This window comes from Segatella copri, assembly GCF_019127135.1.
Lineage (GTDB): Bacteria > Bacteroidota > Bacteroidia > Bacteroidales > Bacteroidaceae > Prevotella.
The window spans coordinates 1-16,821 of sequence record NZ_JAHOEA010000040.1 but is presented as its reverse complement, the minus strand read 5'-3'; the positions used below and the strand labels follow the sequence as shown (position 1 = coordinate 16,821).

Genomic DNA, 16,821 nt, shown 5'->3' with positions numbered 1-16,821 from the left:
AAACTAAACATTTATAAATAGTGGAGACATTAGTTTTAGTAATGATGATATTGGTTTGCTTCAGTTTTGTGCTGAAGCAGACTTTCCACGGAGTGAAGGAGATTATGATCATCTCGGTGCTCGTAGCCTTCTTCGTGGGAATGACCTGGCCATTCGCCATTGAGCAGTCGAAGACGCAGATTGCGGCCTGGATAGCCGATCAGAAGCTGATGCTCGATATGGCGGTGCTGCTGAGTATCGACGTGGCACTCACGATGCTTTTCTGTGTGCACCACGTAGATCTGAAGACTTCAGAACATGTGAGCCGCCGCAAATGGGTGTTCTTCATCTTCCTGAAGTTCTTCCCGGGTTTGCTGGTTTTCCCAGTGCTTTTCAGCGTTCTGGTGATGACCATCTTCCTGCTTCCCGGCGTATCGTTCCAGGTTGTGGCATGGGTGCTTGCCGTAGTGCTGCTGGTCTTGATACCGGTATTCACCTACGGTTTGAGATGGCTCTTGCCGGAGCGACCAATCCGCTTGGAACTGCTTTTTCTGGTAGAGGTGCTGCTCGGATTGATGGGCATCATCGGTACGGTGAATGGCAGGACAGCCGTGGCAGGCTTCAACAGTTTCGATGCCCTCTCGCTTCTGGGTGTCATCGCCATCGTCATCGTAGGAATGGCAATCGGATGGGCAGTTTACAATTATCAAATTAAAAAATATAGAGTATAATGAATTACATATCAGACGTATTGTTTTGGATTTCCACAGGCATGCTGGTTCCTGTGATTATTTTGTTGATTTTCTTCTTCCTCAGAGCCTTGCTGCTCCTCGGAGGTTTCTTCGGACAGTATCTTGTAAAGCGCAAGTCGGGTGCGGAGATTCGTGAACAGATGAACACTCTGACGCTCGATAACATCGATACCTTGGGCGATCGCTTGCCGAAGAACAAGCAGGCTGTCATCGTTTCCTATATGAAGAAACTCGTGGACAATCGCCAGAGCAAGGCGCAGGTGAACCGCATCCTCGACCAGTATGCCCAGTTTGTTGAGAAGGAGCTTTCTCTCCCTTCTACACTTCTGAAGATGGGTCCGATGCTCGGACTGATGGGTACCTTGATTCCGATGGGTCCAGCTCTGGTTGGTCTTTCTACCGGTGATATTGCTTCGATGGCTTACAATATGCAGGTGGCTTTCGCTACCACCGTAGTGGGATTGTTCTCTGCAGCCATCGGTTTTGTAACCAAGCAGACCAAGAACCGCTGGTACACCGAGGATATGAGCAACCTTGAATTTATGGCAGACCTTGTAAGTGAAGAGTGAAGAACGAAGAGTGAAGAATTCAATAGTAATAATTTATGAGACAAAGACGTAGAAGTCGTCTCTCGCATGATGGCGAGGATGATGATCCGATGAGCGTAGTGAGCAACCTCTTCGATGTGGCGATGGTGTTTGCCCTTGCCCTGATGGTGGCACTCGTTTCGCGCTATAATATGACGGAAATGTTCAGCAAGGATAACTTCACGATGGTGAAGAACCCTGGCAAGGAGAATATGGAAATCATTACCAAGGATGGACAGAAGATCAATCGCTATACTCCTTCTGAAGACCAGAGCAATAAATCTGGCAACAAAGGAAAGAAGGTGGGTATCGCTTACCAGCTGGAGAATGGTGAAATCATCTATGTTCCGGAAGATAAATAAATGGGGATTGCAAATCCCCTTGAACAGATTATTGTAACTAAAAGAAAAATAAAGAAAAATGAAAAAGTTTAAGACAATGATGGCCATGATGTTGGCTTTGGTTTCTATGTGTGTAGCATTCAGCTCTTGCAGCAGTGATGATGATAATGTAGCAGTAGCTGCAGCCAAGGAGATTGCTGGTTCATACACCAGCACCCTGGATATGACCGTAATGGGTGAGGCTTCTACATACGAAAACCTTACCATGAAGATTGAGGCTGTTGATGATGCTACAGTCAAGGTTACCTTACCTGCTTGTGGCGAGGGCATGATGGCTCTTCCTGCTCTGGAGGTTCCTGCAGTAAAGGTTTCCGGTTCTAAAGGTGCTTATGCTTTCTCTCAGGAAAGCTATGCCGGTACTATTACCGTAAATGGTGCAGAGAAGAAGTACACAGTTACTTTGCAGGGTACATTGAAGGACAAAACCCTGACCGTCAACTATTCTGTGCAGTATGGCAAGATGCCTATGCCAATGATTGGTAAGTTTGTTTGTACAAAATAAGAAGATTGTTTCAGGATAAGCTTTGATATAACTAGATGAAACAAAAGATATTCGCACTATTCCTGATCCTTTGCGGATTGTGCCTGAATCTGAAAGCCGAAACCCAGGGCGATGTCGTGGGTAGAGTGCTCGATGATTCGGGCGCACCTCTGGCGGGTGCTACCGTCCAGATTTTGCATGCAAAGGATGGGGTAACAACTGATGAAGACGGATATTTCCGCATTCCTTACAGCAAGGATGGAGCGGTGAGAGTGAAGGTGAGCTTTGTGGGCTATCAGACTCAGACTTTCGTACTGAAAGCGGATGAGAGAAAAGGTGAGCAGCATGTGCTTCGCCTTCAACCGGATGCTACTGCCCTCGACCAGGTGGTAGTTACCGCAACCCGAACTCCGAAGGCTTTGAAGGATGCTCCTGTGGTAACCCGTCTGATTACCGCCAATGATATCAAGATAGCTGATGCTACCAATATCCAGGACCTCCTCACCGAGCAGATGCCGGGTCTGGAATTCGGCTATGCCATGAATCAGGAGACTTCTCTCAACATGAATGGTTTCGGTGGAAACGCCGTGCTCTTCCTCGTAGATGGCGAGCGATTGGCTGGTGAAACCATGGATAATGTAGATTATAGTCGTCTGAACTTGGATAATGTAGGACGTATCGAGATAGTAAAGGGTGCTGCTTCGGCGCTCTATGGCGCCAATGCCGTAGCCGGAGTTGTCAACATCATCTCCCGTGAAAACAGCGAACCTTGGACTGCCAATGTCAATACCCGCTACAACGACTTCAACAAGGAGTGGCGCCACGGTGGAAGCTTCAGCTTCAATGCCGGAAAATGGAATTCGCAGACCAGCATCCAGCGCACCACATCGGATGAGGTTCAGCTTACCAGTCCTTTCGATACAGAATCCAACATCCTCCATATCTATGGTGGAGAGACCTTCAATGTGAAGGAGCGTCTTACCTACAAGCTCTCTGATAAGGTAAAACTGATAGGTCGTGGCGGTTATTTCAATCGTATCAGCAAGCGCAGCAACTATGATGATCATTACATGGATTATTCTGCCGGACTGAAAACCGTGATGAATCTTTCTGAGAATGATAATTTGGAGATTTCTTACGGCTTCGACCAGTATGACAAGGCTCGATATGTGAATGATGAACGTACTCACGACCACGATTATACCAACCGTCAGAACACCGTCCGTGCCCTCTATTCCCATATCTTCGGCAAGAATACATTGACGGTAGGTGCAGATTTCCTGAACGATTATCTTACCACCTATCAGTTTGAGGATAATGAATCAAAGAATCAGAATTCATGTGATGCCTTCGCCCAGTTCGATTACAATCCTTTGCAGTGGTTGAACATCGTGGCAAGTCTTCGTCATGATTACTTCTCTGCATCCAGCCAGCATGCTACTACCGGTCGTCTGGCTCTGATGACTAAGTGGAAGGGTTTCTCCATCCGTGCCAACTATGCCGGCGGATTCCGTGCCCCAACGCTCAAGGAGATGTATATGAATTTTGATATGGCAGGTATGCAGATGATTTACGGTAATCCGGATCTGAAGCCGGAGAAGAGCGACAACTACAACCTGGCGCTGGAGCATACCGGAAGGGTGAAGAATGCTGGCTTCTTTACCGGTCAGTATAGTCTTACCCTGATGGGCTATTATAATAAGTATGATAAGCGCATCACTACCGAGGATTATGCCGATTATACCCCGGGAACCGGTCAGCCGGATGTGGCTTCCCGTTATTGCAATGAGGATGGAGTAGAGGTGAGCGGCATCGACTTCAGTGCCCAGTATCGTTCGGATATGGGCCTCGGTGTGAAACTCGACTACAGTTATCTCCATGTGGGTGGCAGAAGTGTAGATTCCCAGTTCTCCCAGCCTCGTCCTCATACCGCCACCTGGCGTCTCGACTACGATCGCCAGCTCTGTTCGTTCTATCGCATCAATGCCGCTCTGTCAGGCAGATACCTGTCTTCTCCTGATACGAACATCAAGAAGCATGACAGCAGTTATCAGTTGTGGAAGTTCACGCTTCAGCAGCGATTCCTGGATGCCGTCAATCTGAACTTTACGGTAGATAATCTTTTCGGTTATACGCCAAAGAACTATTATTGGAGTTCTGCGATGACCACCGGCCGCACCTTCTCAGTAGGTCTTTCTATCGATATCGACCGTTTCGTAAAGGTATTCTAATAAAAATAGCAGGGTGGACCAGTCTTCCATCCTGCTTCTTTTTTATTAATAGCACCCCTCTAACTGTATAAAAACAGGTAGTTAGGGCGGTGCTATCGCATTTTTTATGTCCGTTTTCAAAACTGATACTGCCCCCATGAGATAGGGGAGGAAGATAGATGAAAACATTGAAAAAACGCCCTAGAACCATCTCTTCTTCATTTTCTTCAAGAAATCCTTGGTGATAGGGAAGCCGGAGGCATCACCTATTACGGAGTCGGTAAAACAGAAGGGACATTCAGCTGTAGGCGGCTCATCAGGGAGGTAATCCGTGATTTCGGATGGCGTGAAGATTTCGCCGCAGAAGAAGCAGCCGCACTTTTCAGACTTCTCTATCTGTTCCTTGTTGCTGTAGCAGCAGTCGTGAGCCTGGCGGAAAATCCTGTCTTTCTCCTCCTCTTCTTTCTGCTTTTTCTCAGCCTTTTCCAGATACCCCTTGAATCGTCTCAGAAGATAGAGCGGCACATGATAGTGAGGGGCGAAGACATACAGCGACGGAACGTGGTCGTGGTACTCGTAACCAGGACCATCTATCACGGTATAGCTGTCATCCGTCTCATCATATGGCAGTTCATCCAATCCCCTTTTATCCTTGGCAGCCTGGTTTCTCTCCCAGATCCATTCGGTGGTAAGCGGAGTACCGACAACGATGGCAAGTTTTACCTCATCGCCACGATATATTTCCACGATGTCACCTTTCTGGAATCTAATCTGTTCTGCGTTTCTGCCTCGGAAGGTCTCGTCAGGATGACGGTCGTATGCAGGCAAATCGCAGACTCCGGGATAGTAAATGCTGAAACGCGAACAGCAGTAAGACCGGTCGATCAGTTTTCCTTCCCCATTATACATCCTTTCCGAAAGACATTCGCGGTCGTAGTGCAACAGTCCCATTGGAATCTCCGAGATATAATAGCAGAAGGTATCCAGCGGATAGTCGTCTTCCTCCTTCATCTTCTTGCGGTAAAGGACATCCTGGTGCATCAGTCTCTCAGCCTCCTCCAGAGTTGTGGTGAAGGCTTGCGGACAATAGGTGTTCACCTTGTATTTCGGATAATGTGAACGCTTTTTCTCCTCCAGCTCTTCTGTTTCTAAAACTTCGAGCTTGAAGATGGCAGGAACATCCCGATGCTGTGGATGCTCAGCCAATTGCTTGAATTCTTCGTATGTCATGGGATGGTTATTTTAAGAATTTGTGAAAGTCAATCGTAATCCATCGGCTAACCCCTCAGTGTTAGGAAATCACCCATTCCAGAGTATTCACCTCGTCTTTGACAGAGAAGTTCAAGCCCACCTTTACAATTTCCTTATTCTTCAAGGCAAAGGCTTGGGCATAATGCTTGTCATTGATTTGATCTAATGCCTCTTGCGCACTCTTATTGAATTTCAGTTCCATCACATAGATGGTGTCGGCAGTCTCCATCGTGATGTCGATTCTCCCTTTAGCCGTGTGCTGCTCCACAATAATATTGTAGTCAGTAAGCAAGGCAAAGATGATATAAAACATCTGCTGGTAATGTCCCTCATAATCCGTATTGGCACAATAAGGCACCGTCGCCAAGAAGTCTGCCAAGAGTTGTAACGCCCCTTCCATATCCTTGTCTTCCAGATAGGTGGAAATATCAGCTATCACCACCTTTCCTTCATCAGATTCCGACTGCACATATCCAGGCAACAAGCTCTCATAAAGACCGATAAAAATTTCTCGATTTGGAATATCCAAGGTATAAACCCTGGTCTTTTTCTCGTACCCTTTGATGGTGGAATATCCGCTTTGGTAAAGCAAAGGCAACAAACTAGTCATTTTTTCCGTAGCAGCATCAAAAGAGGAAGCCTTGGCTCTCATCCTGCCCAACATAGAAGGAAGAACCTTGAATTTTCTCATCATGTTGATAAGATAAACAGGTGTGCCAGACTCAAACCAAAAAGCTCTCAAATCTTGTTTTGCGAAACAATTGAGCAAGCTATAAGGATTGAAAATATCAGGCGATGGCCATGTGAAGTGATAACCATCATAATGGTCTTTGAGTTCCTGGATGGTCTCCTCCCTGCTCAGTTCTAGATGCTTGGCAAGAGCGTCGATGTCATCACTCATCTGGGTTAACATTTCCTCCTTGGTGATGCCGCAGATGCCGGCGTAAGGCTCGTCCATACTCACGTTGGTGATGTTGTTCAGCTCGCTGAAGATGCTGAGCTGCGAAAACTTCGTGATGCCCGTCATAAAGACAAATCGAAGCATAGACTCGTTTCCCTTCAGAGGACTATAGAAGTTGCGCATTGTGTTACGGAGCTCATCAAGTTTTTCTTTTTCATGCGCCACATCCAGCAGCGGAGCGTCATATTCATCAATGAGCACCACCACCTGCTTGCCTGTCTTTTGGAAAACCACTTCTATCAAGTCATTGAACCGATTATTGTTTCCGTTACGGTGCTTTTCTATACCATACTTTTGTTCATAATCTTCCAAAAGGTAGCCCAGATGCTCTTCTAGCTGCTCCTTCTCCATATGCTTACCCTTGCTCAGGTCGAAGTGCAGAACAGGATAAGTATTCCACTCCTTCTCCAACTTCTCGATGGCAAGCCCCTTGAACAGTTCCTTCTTTCCCTCGAAATAACTTTGGAAGGTTGAAACCAGCAGCGATTTGCCGAAACGGCGTGGGCGACTCAAGAAGAAATACGTTCCATCCGTATGAGTCATACGATAGACATATTCCGTCTTATCTATATAGAACTTATCCTCCTTGCGGATCCGTTCAAATGTCTGAATTCCTATAGGATATAATTTTCTTGCCATTGCGTCATCGAATTAATTCATTTGCAAAGCTACAACAAAAAAATGATACCACCAAACTTTTATGAGGGAAAAGTTCTATTCTTTTCGTGGTGAAGGCTTGCGGACAATAGGTGTTCACCTTATATTTCGGATAATGTGAACGCTTCTTTTCCTCCAGCTCTTCCGTTTCTAACACTTCGAGTTTGAAGATGATAGGAACATCCTGATGCTGTGGATGCTCAGCCAAATGCTTAAATTTTTCGTATGTCATGGGATAATTGTCTTAAAAAATCGTGAAAGTCAATCTGTGGTCTAAGTTCAGGTATTCTGATGCCTTCAGAGTCTTTGCCTTCTTGATTGTTAAGATTCCTTTTGCTGATAGTTTTATGAATTTTCAGTTTTCTCATGTCCGACTTGGTATCCTCTTTTCCGTTACAATTCCCGAAACGATGATATAGGTGTCTCTTCTTGTAATTTGTACCATCACAGTTGGTGATAGAGATTTCCAGGACCAATCCTTCCAGCTGAAAGTCGCGCGGGATGTTGATGGCACGTCTTGCGATATCCATTTTGTAGAAGATGCTTCCATCCTTTTTGCAGAGCACGATATCCAGATAGTCTGGCATATCAGGTATAGTTCCAGGCTCTGACATTTGTGGTCGAAACTCCCCAAACGCTTCCTTCACATACTCGAATAGTCCTCGAGTATATTTTTCGATATCCACCCCTGCGTATTGAGTATAGGTGTATTTGATAATACATAAAGACATTTTTGCTGCCATATTCTTCCCTTTCTTTTGTTTGTTAAAGTGATATTTCAATACTCATCTCGAAGTTTCCGGGCTTGATTTTCATGATGTCTTCCACCGTGAAGATGGAGAGATAGTTGAAATAATGGCTGAAAGCCCAGTTGAGCGAAACATGATATTTCTCCCAAATTTCATTCCAGAGTTGTCCGATGCTATTTTCTTCATTATTGAATATCATCTCCTTGTCGAAGGCATCGTCCTCTTGCACTCCAGGTTCCAAATCAGCGCCCCATCCGATGATGTCGCACTTTGCCATTTCGAATGTAAGTCTGATTTGTTCTTCCAAGGTCTCGTCGCCATCATCAAGGTAAGTCATTCCGATGTAGCTCTCTATTTGATAGTCCTCGAAGTCCTTGTAGCCTTTTTCTATTTCGTCGAGGAGATGTATCGATACCCGAAGCGTTTTGTCGATAGTGGAAGAAGTGAGCTCTTTCAGGTGGTCGTTGAGCATGAAGATATGCTCAAGTTCTTCCTTGGAGAAAGGTTTGAGCGTACCTTCCTCGTTAATCTCTCGCTTCTTCCAACTCTCAGCATATCGCTGTTCGTACATTTCCAGTCTCTTCTTTTCTTTCTCTGTCATAATTACTCTGTTTTGGTGATACCTTATATAATATAGTAATCTTGGGAGAAAATTTCAAAAAAATGCTGAATTTTTTTGAAATACCAGCATTCTTTTTATAGTTACACTTTCTTATGTTATACCTTCTTGATGTCCCAGTAACTTGGATGGGAAGCATCACGAGATTTCTTACCAAACTTTGCCTCACATGCATCAGCGATGTTGTGAGCGTCACAACTTGCGAGAGATGTTGTTACCTCAATGACTGTACCTTTCTTCATTCCGGCACGGTCAGCTTTTAATGTACATTTAAATTTGTTCATAATATATATTTCTTTTAAAAATTATACTCTAGATCCACATTCTGGGCAGAATGTCTCGTCTGCATCAAATTCCGCTCCGCAACTTGGGCAGGTCTTGGTGCGAGCAGCAGGCTGTTGAGGTTGGGAAGGTTGCTGATATTGCTGGTTTCTTCCTCCGTAAGCATTCATGTTGCTTGCAGCAGCTGTGCTGACTCTACCGATGTTGTCTAAAGCACTATCTTGAGTATGATCTGTACGCTGTTGCTGGCGCATCGCATTCTCACGATACTCTTGCTTCATAGCAACCTGGTCGTCATAGCGCTGTTGCTGAGCAGCCATTTGCTGTTGGCCCATTCCCATCATGCCTTGTTGCATCATTTGCGCCATTTTCATCATCATCTCTTGATTCTGACTGTTTTGCGCCATTTGATTTTGCATCATTTGCTCATAAAGGGCTTTCTGTTCAGCTTGTTGTTGTGCACGAAGTTCATTCTCCTTTTCAGAACTATAAGACTTTGCCATTTCTGCCTGAGCATCACTTGAAAGGTGAGAAAGCTGCGCTGCACGTATTTGCTCTGCAGTCATATTGGCAAAGAGATTGTCACGGTTCATCTCTACATTGAGATTCATCGACTGCATTGTTTCTGCTGAGCGGTTCTTCTCTTGAAGTTCTGCAAGTTCTGCTTCTTTCATTGCCTTCATGTTACGTTGAGCAATCGCAGCTTTTCTCTCCAATACATCCAAGTCATCAAACTTGTTTTGACGTTGGCGCATAAAATCTGCTTGATTCTGCTCTTCCTTTAAGGCCTGCTCTCGTTGCATCTTCTGGAAGTCATAGTCTTCGTTCTGCACACGACTTTGGAACTTGCGCTTGTCTTGTTCAAACTGGTGTTCATCGAGACGTTGCTTCTTCAAAAATTCGTAGTCGTCGTTCTGTACTTTTCCTTGGAAGTCACGCTGTTGCTTCAAGAAGTCTCTGTTGTCCTGTCGCTGCTGCTTCTGGAAATCATAGTCTTCATTCTGTACACGGGACTTGAAATCAGCGTCTTGCTGTCGTTGCTGCTTTTGAAAGTCATAATCTTCATTCTGTACACGGGACTTGAAATCAGCGTCTTGCTGTCGCTGCTGATTATTGAATTCCCAATCGCTTTGTCTTTGCTGGTTGCTAAACTCCCAGTCGTTTTGTCGTTTTTGACGATTGAAAGAACTATCTTCTAGTTTCTGTTCCTGCTGGAATTGATAATCATCCTTACGCTGCTGCTGGGCAAAAGTGTAGTCATCTTCCTTCTTGCGGCGTTCATCCTGATAAGCGTCAATAATGCGTTTCGTATCAAGTTGGGTGCTGGCAAGTTTACCTTTGTGTAGAGCATCTTTGAGCTCATTTGCTATATCATGGTCTTTCTTGTTGTCTGAAAGCTTGAACTCGGCTATTTGTTTATTCAAGGCAAGGTCTTGCTCAGCTTGGGCACGCATTAAGTCAACGATGCTGTCTCTGCTTACTTTGTTTTGAGCAAGAACATTTTCCAGAGCAGCAATGTCCTCTTCCTTTACAAGACGACTCTTCTTCATGTCGCTAAGTGCCTCATATTCTTCTTGTTTTGTCTTAGCTTCACGAAGACGTTTTTGGCTATCCATCATCATGACGAACTGCTCCATTTCATCCTCACTCAGCAATTTGTCCTTATTGATGCTTTGTAAGGTTTGTCGCAAAGATTCAGCATTGGCTGCCTGATTAGCTTCTTGCTTATTCTTCTCTTGTTCGAGACGATTGCGGAATTCGTTGGATCTAGTGAGATAGTCCAATTCTTTCTCGTTGACAAACAAATCGTGCTCGGCAGAACGGAAACGATTGAAATCTTCACTTTCGTCAGTTATGTCAAGTACCTTGGTAACTTCAATGCCATATAGCTGTTCGTTACAAGCTGATTTGATGCGATTCTTCAGATTGATGATAATAGGCTCCGGTAAGCCATCTTGTTGATAATCAAGATTGCGCAATAGTTGCGTCAATGTACTCTTAACGCATGTTCTCAATTGTTGCTGGAACAATACAGTACTGACTGATTGTTGGTCTGTCAGATAGTTGCCAACAAATTCATTCATGTTGGTAACTTGCATTTGCAGTGATAGTGCAATCTTGGCATCTACCGTTTTTGTGGCGATGACAAAAGGAGCGAAGTCGTAATTACCTTCTTCATCAACTTGTAGGTCGAAGAACAGATTAAACAGTCTGTTGCTTACGATATAGATACGGCAAGTCTTAAGATCAGGCAACTTGTTGATTTTTTCTTTAGTGCGATCCACTCTCTTTTCATGTTGCTCTGGCTTTTCATCTTTTTTCTTGCCAAAAAGGAAATTTCTGATTCCTCGTCCTATGGCTGATTCGCCATTTGCAAATCCTGTGAAGTCGTTTGTCTTGTCTCCCGCTTTAGGCTCGCTTGGCACGACAGGTCTTATAGCAGGGGTTGGCTCTTTTGTTGGAAAAGAGTAAATGCCAGCTTGCATAATGGAAGTGATGATTCCATTCATAAAAACAATGGCACTACATCCTTCTTGTACAATTACACCTTTTAGACCATCGGTATTAATCAGCTCAGTCTCTTTGATGAGATGAGCGATTTCTCCCTTTTGTACATTCCAAATGGCACGTCCCTTTACGATGCTAAAGTCATTAGCATCGGGAAGGTTCGTGTTATTGTCCTCTTTGATGAGGCTTTCGCCACAATGAGGACATTTCGTAAATTTGGGTAAAACTGGATACCCACATTTTGGACATTTCATATTCTCAAAACTTAATTATTAGTTATAAAACTATTCATCGTAGAAGTAGAACTTGTCTTCTGGAATTTTGTCTAAATATCCTTCTGCGCCTTCTGCTACAGCTTGGTCTAAATAGCTGTCATAGTATTGTGGTAACACTAATAAGCATGCACATTTCTCTATGATGTCTTTTACGTTCTCTAATTCTGGCGCATAGCAATATACATTGGCATCATCAGCAGAATAGTTGAGTTCAACCTCTTTGATAGTTGGTGGAAGAAATATTGATTCAAATTGCCCAGGTTTGTTGTATTTAAAGACAGCTGTCTCAATTTCCTCAACTCCAACAGGAAATACTATGGTCTTACTAGAGCAAGTTATAGGGGCTGTTAGAACTTTAAGCTTTTTGCATCTAGACATGTCTAACGACTTTATTTCGCCTGATAGTCCTATTAACGTAGGTAATTTTTTTATGTCTTTAGGCAGCGAAAGAGATTTTAATTTACACCATTTGAAAATATCTTCTCCCAAAACTTCTACGCTGTCTGGTAGTTCTACTCGTCTTAATGATTCGCAACAGCTGAAGGCTATATCACCAATTTCTTTTAGATGTGGTGGCCATACGACTTCTTCCAAAGACTTACAGTCATTAAATAAGTTAGCTGGAAACTTCGTGAGAAGTTTGCAAGCTGAAAAATCTATGTTTCTAATTTTACAACTACAAAAAGCCGACATTCCAATGGAAGATAAACTTTCAGGTAGAAGAACTTCTTCGAGAGAAGGGCACCAGTTAAATGCGGATTCCCCGATTTTATCAAGCTTTTTGCAGTTTGATAAGTCAACAGAAGCAAGAGCTTCGCAATTAGAGAACGCAAGCACTCCAATTTCTTCTATATTCTCTGGGAAAATAATATTCGTCAGATTTTCACATCCAGAAAATGTATTTTTCCCGATTTTATTAAGCCTTTTGCAGTTTGATAAGTCAACAGAAGCAAGAGCTTTACATTCATAGAACGCCTCCTCTCCAATTTCTTCTATATTTTCTGGGAAAATGATATTCGTCAGATTTTCACATCCAGAAAATGCTCTTTCCCCGATTATTGTCAACTTGTTACATGACGTCATATCGATACGTTCAAGCGTCTTATTGCCTTCAAAGGCCCATTGAGCGATTTCACATACAGAAGCTGGCAATATTACATTCTTTTTTTTCCCACCATCAGTTAATTGGTTTGCAAATTTTGAGTCTACAAGGGTTGGATTTGCAGCCTCTTCTTCAGCCTTTTCCTTAGCAGCAGCTTCTTCTTCAGCCTTTTCCTTAGCAGCAACTTCTTCAGCCTTTGCCTTGGCTACAGTTTCTTCCTTAGCCTTTTTCTCTCTTTCTTTTATCCAAACTGCAGATCTAACATTTCTCCACTCTGAATACATTTCTTTCTCAGCTTCTTTGTCTTCTCTAAGTCTGGCTTTTTGTATGTCGACGAAGAGCTTTTCCTGCATTTTTTCTAATTCTTCTAAACTAAGTTCTTCCAAATTGACTTTTTTTTTGTCGCTATCTTCTATTTGAGTAGAGTGACTGTTTGGTTGCTGGCTATTTGACTTTTGAGATTTTTCAACAGCTCCTTTCTCTGCTTTTTTTTCACTTTGTCTCTTCCATATTGTATATCTAACATTTTGCCACTCTGAATGCAATTTTTCTTCAGCCTTTTTATCGCCTCTTCGTCTAGCTTTTTTTCCGTCAACTTCGAGCTTTTTCTGCATTTCTTCTAGTTCTTCTAAACTAAGCTCTTCCAAATTTACACTTTCTTTATCGTTATTTTCGATTTCGTTTGTGTAAAATTCTTTTTGTTCGCGAATCGGCTCTTGAGAAGTTTTGCTTACTTCTTTTTTTACCTTTTTTTCAGCTTGATGCTTCTTCTCTTCACAGCAATTTGTTTCCTGTGAATTAGAAGTACCGGAAAGATTTTCTATATCTTTCTCTTCTGAATCTCCTTGGAGAATCGAAAAAAGTTTCTTAAATAATCCCATAGCCCTATTGTCTTAATTGATTTATACCTAAAATTGCATTAATACTTTCTGATAACTGAGTGACAGATTCGATTTGCTCTTCTGAAGAACTGAACTGTCCAGGCTTAATACGATGGAAGATTTTTGTAGCAGCATCGGCTGCAATCTTTGCTTCTTCGTATTTGCCAACCTCAACATAGAGTTTGCCTACTAAATCCAAGATAGAAGCGTAGATACCTTGCAGCAGCTCAGTTCCATCTTGCATCTCGTATAATTGGTCACCAACTTCATACAAGAGCATTTGTGCATCATACAACTTATCTTCTTGGATTTCGTAATATGCCATCGTACTTTTGACGACTGGCATCACATAACTTGGCATGTTTCCAGCAGAATATTTAGCAGCAGCGTTGATAAAAGCCTCCAAATCTCCTTTTGTCTTATATCGTTCTGCTACATAGATGTAGTTGGTGTATGCATTGTAGTTCTCTTGTGTGAGAAGTTCTTTTACCTGAACTGTGTATGTTGGTCCAAGGCGCAATTCATCATCAGGCTTGACAAGTGTTCGTTTGATAAGCTTGATGCCATTGAGCCAAGTTCCTTTCGCGCTCAGGTTTGTCAGAGCCATTCTTCCTGAATCGAGAACTTCTATTTTGCAATGAATCTTGCTGACGCTTTCGTCATCAATAATCATTCCTTGATTTCCTCCTCTTCCTACTAATATATCCATATTCTCATTGTTTTATGTTAGTGTGGTAGTGGAGCTATCTTTGGAATAGGTGGTATCATTTTTCTGATATTCGCTATCTTTTTCTTCTCCATAACCACATTGAATATATGATTGAAATAGAATGAGAATTCCTTTTGGAATTCCTGTATGCTATCATCGTCATCGTTTTCGATTATCAGCATCAATACTTGCGTGAATCTGTCTAATATCTCGCTATGGTCAATACTGCCTTGTTCTAGGAACATCTTGGCTTGCTCCAGGTAATCTGCCATATCTACATTTGACCAATATTGATACAGACTGCTTGTGGCAGCCAATAATGTAATATTGCCGTATGGCTGGTTGTCGAAGATTTCCATGTTGGCGAGTATCTCTTCGGCTTCACCAATCTGGTCGGTATTTAGATAAGCGATATAGGTCCAAAAAGCTTGCCAATAGTTATCTGTTGTTCGATTCGTATAATCGGAAATGCACTTTTGTGGCTCTAAAGCTGACAAAATCAAATAATAGTAGAATTGTACTTCTTCTACGTTGTATTTGTTGGCAAGTGACTCAAGTCTTGAAATGCTCAGTCTTAACATATCTGTTTTGTCAGACTTAGCAAGTGAGATGACCTGATTGATGGTTACCTTAACGATGGGATTGAGATTGTTGGAAGATTGTTGCAATCTGTTCTTTCTTACCTGCTCCTGAATATTGAAGGCAGTTTCTTCGTCTAATCCCAGGGTCAGTCTCATATCCTCCATCTGCTTGGCTTCATGAGAATCTATACGACCGTCAGCATAGACTTGTTGGCAGAGTTGCTTGTATTTCACAATCTTTTCCTGCTCTAATTCTTCATTGGTCTTGTCACGTTCTATATTCGTGATATTCGTAGTCGACACATTGTGAGAGTCTATGTGTACGCCTCCTGATATAGCGTTGGCATCACCCATAGAGAAGCCTGTATTGGCAGGTTCTTCTGCTGGCAATTCCTTTCCACAATAGGGACATCGTGGAAATTGCCAGTTCTCTGGTAATGCTGTGTTACAATATGGGCAATTCTTTATCATGTATATTTATTTTATAGAATTAAACATATCAAGACGAATGCTAAAATGAAAAACCAAATGAATTTACAGAAACATCCGATACATCCTGTGATACCTTCCCCTAGGAAAGAGGCAAATAGACCTAAGGCTTGTACTCCCCAACCGATTAGACCGAGGATGACAAAGCCTAAAACCAATATGCCTATGAATCCTAGTATAGCAATCATTGCTTGAATAATTTATTTGTAAATTGAAAGTTTATTTCTTTGTTACAGTTCCACTATGTGAACGGACATACGTACCCATTGACGTGCTCATGATGATATCACTGCCCTTGGTGATAATGTCAAAGATCTGGGCACCATTACATCCGCAGACGAAACTCCAGCTGTTACTCCCCATCGTGGCTCTTTGAAGCTCAGTGGGCTTGTCTGGATTAATGCGGTAAATAAAATTACCTTCTTTTACAGTTGTTGCCATAATATAGTGTATTTAAAATCTAAGTTCTGAGGTCACTTTTGCCTTTCGGATTCTTTCAAGAGTGGTGTAGGTCTGGCCTTGTGTGAAGGCTATACGTCTTCCTGTCTTTCCGAAAGAATCATTTTGAATGGCAGGTGTGAATTCTTCTATTTTCTTGAGTTTGAAGAATGTTCGTTTCTCTGGTTTGTATAGAGGTTCCTTTTTAGCAAAGTACTCTTTTGGAACATATTCTTTTAACTCTCTGATATCTACATTTTCTAGTTTTTTTTCAATTTCAAAGAGATATTGGATTCTTTGAGCGTAATAGAATGCTAAGTATTTGGCATTCTTGAATCTTCTACCGCCTTGGCAGGCATAGAAATTATATTCCAAAGCAATAGGCTCACCCCATCTTCCGCCTACTATGATGACGCGGTTTTCGTGATCATCATATAAACCTAATGAGGTAATAAGAAGCTCAAACTGTTCTATGAGATAGCTGAGGACTGGATTCGGAACATCTTGCTGATAGTCATTGAGGATATTCATCAAGGTGGTCCAATTAGTCCATATTATCTCTTGGGGAAGAATTTCTGGTCGTTTGTCGTGTGTAGTGATATAGATGAGTTTATTGCGTTCATCTCTGTCTTCGACAATCAACTTCTTGTGATTTTCTAGTTGGGTTAGATTGATGACATCAGACAGTTTGCTTTCAATATAAATGTTGAAAGCATAGTTGCAAGAGATTAAACCATCTGGAACACTATGGATGTCTGTGTCGTCAATATGACTTTGGGTTTCAATCTTTAATGTTTTTTCTGGCAGTCCATTTCCTTCATCAATTCGCTGAAGAATTTCATCTAACAAACTGCCCCCCCCAGCCCGTCCGAGAACGGCCGTTTTGGGGTGTATCACATAGGGTAGAAC

The 16,821-nt window shown here is 42.6% G+C and carries 17 protein-coding genes; 5 read left to right on the top strand and 12 right to left on the bottom strand.

All coding sequences use genetic code 11. From position 1 onward, the window contains the following. The first annotated feature begins 20 nt into the window (after window positions 1–20). The 5 genes from KSW37_RS10810 to KSW37_RS10790 are packed head-to-tail and all read left to right on the top strand — an operon-like array spanning window position 21 to window position 4,431. Entirely contained in the window at window positions 21–710 is a 690-nt protein-coding gene (locus KSW37_RS10810; protein ID WP_217314468.1) for a hypothetical protein, read from the top strand. Beyond that, complete coding sequence (locus KSW37_RS10805; protein WP_217314467.1) at window positions 710–1,300, top strand: MotA/TolQ/ExbB proton channel family protein; 591 nt, start codon at window positions 710–712, stop codon at window positions 1,298–1,300. Before KSW37_RS10810 ends, KSW37_RS10805 begins: the two co-directional genes overlap by 1 nt. Window positions 1,301–1,335: 35 nt before the next feature. Beyond that, window positions 1,336–1,680: a DUF2149 domain-containing protein gene (locus tag KSW37_RS10800; RefSeq protein WP_119228865.1), complete on the top strand. Its 345-nt coding sequence runs from the start codon at window positions 1,336–1,338 to the stop codon at window positions 1,678–1,680. A gap of 58 nt (window positions 1,681–1,738) precedes the next feature. Further along, a complete protein-coding gene (locus tag KSW37_RS10795; protein WP_217314466.1) occupies window positions 1,739–2,221 on the top strand; it encodes a calycin-like domain-containing protein in 483 nt (160 codons plus the stop codon). Window positions 2,222–2,256: 35 nt separating this feature from the next. Beyond that, complete coding sequence (locus KSW37_RS10790) at window positions 2,257–4,431, top strand: TonB-dependent receptor (RefSeq protein ID WP_217314465.1); 2,175 nt, start codon at window positions 2,257–2,259, stop codon at window positions 4,429–4,431. A gap of 180 nt (window positions 4,432–4,611) precedes the next feature. Here KSW37_RS10790 and KSW37_RS16040 read toward each other — a convergent pair whose 3' ends face one another. The 12 genes from KSW37_RS16040 to KSW37_RS10725 all read right to left on the bottom strand — a co-directional run. Then, entirely contained in the window at window positions 4,612–5,640 is a 1,029-nt protein-coding gene (locus tag KSW37_RS16040) for a hypothetical protein (protein WP_254368625.1), read from the bottom strand. 61 nt (window positions 5,641–5,701) lie between these two features. Then, entirely contained in the window at window positions 5,702–7,261 is a 1,560-nt protein-coding gene (locus tag KSW37_RS10775) for an ATP-binding protein (RefSeq protein ID WP_217314464.1), read from the bottom strand. A 4-nt stretch (window positions 7,262–7,265) separates the two neighbouring features. Beyond that, window positions 7,266–7,511: a hypothetical protein gene (locus KSW37_RS10770; protein WP_118312880.1), complete on the bottom strand. Its 246-nt coding sequence runs from the start codon at window positions 7,509–7,511 to the stop codon at window positions 7,266–7,268. Further along, window positions 7,492–8,022, bottom strand: coding sequence for a hypothetical protein (locus KSW37_RS16035; protein ID WP_254368624.1), 531 nt, complete (start codon window positions 8,020–8,022; stop codon window positions 7,492–7,494). Before KSW37_RS16035 ends, KSW37_RS10770 begins: the two co-directional genes overlap by 20 nt. A gap of 22 nt (window positions 8,023–8,044) precedes the next feature. Then, window positions 8,045–8,629: a hypothetical protein gene (locus KSW37_RS10760; protein ID WP_119236429.1), complete on the bottom strand. Its 585-nt coding sequence runs from the start codon at window positions 8,627–8,629 to the stop codon at window positions 8,045–8,047. A gap of 116 nt (window positions 8,630–8,745) precedes the next feature. After that, window positions 8,746–8,931, bottom strand: a complete 186-nt coding sequence (locus KSW37_RS10755) for a hypothetical protein (RefSeq protein ID WP_153122259.1) — start codon at window positions 8,929–8,931, stop codon at window positions 8,746–8,748. 21 nt (window positions 8,932–8,952) lie between these two features. After that, window positions 8,953–11,691 carry a zinc ribbon domain-containing protein gene (locus KSW37_RS10750; RefSeq protein WP_217314463.1) on the bottom strand — a complete coding sequence of 913 codons (2,739 nt, stop codon included), beginning with the start codon at window positions 11,689–11,691 and terminating at the stop codon, window positions 8,953–8,955. Between the two features lie 30 nt (window positions 11,692–11,721). Beyond that, on the bottom strand, window positions 11,722–13,695 hold the full coding sequence (locus KSW37_RS10745) for a leucine-rich repeat domain-containing protein (RefSeq protein ID WP_217314462.1): 1,974 nt from the start codon (window positions 13,693–13,695) through the stop codon (window positions 11,722–11,724). Window positions 13,696–13,699: 4 nt separating this feature from the next. Then, window positions 13,700–14,404, bottom strand: a complete 705-nt coding sequence (locus KSW37_RS10740) for an FHA domain-containing protein (RefSeq protein WP_119236436.1) — start codon at window positions 14,402–14,404, stop codon at window positions 13,700–13,702. A gap of 17 nt (window positions 14,405–14,421) precedes the next feature. After that, window positions 14,422–15,456 (bottom strand): zinc ribbon domain-containing protein, encoded by a 1,035-nt coding sequence (locus KSW37_RS10735; RefSeq protein ID WP_217314461.1) that lies wholly within the window; start codon window positions 15,454–15,456, stop codon window positions 14,422–14,424. 237 nt (window positions 15,457–15,693) lie between these two features. Beyond that, window positions 15,694–15,915, bottom strand: coding sequence for a hypothetical protein (locus KSW37_RS10730; RefSeq protein ID WP_217314460.1), 222 nt, complete (start codon window positions 15,913–15,915; stop codon window positions 15,694–15,696). Between the two features lie 12 nt (window positions 15,916–15,927). Continuing rightward, window positions 15,928–16,821 (bottom strand): hypothetical protein (locus KSW37_RS10725; protein ID WP_217743473.1); only part of this gene is annotated, 894 nt, incomplete at its 5' end.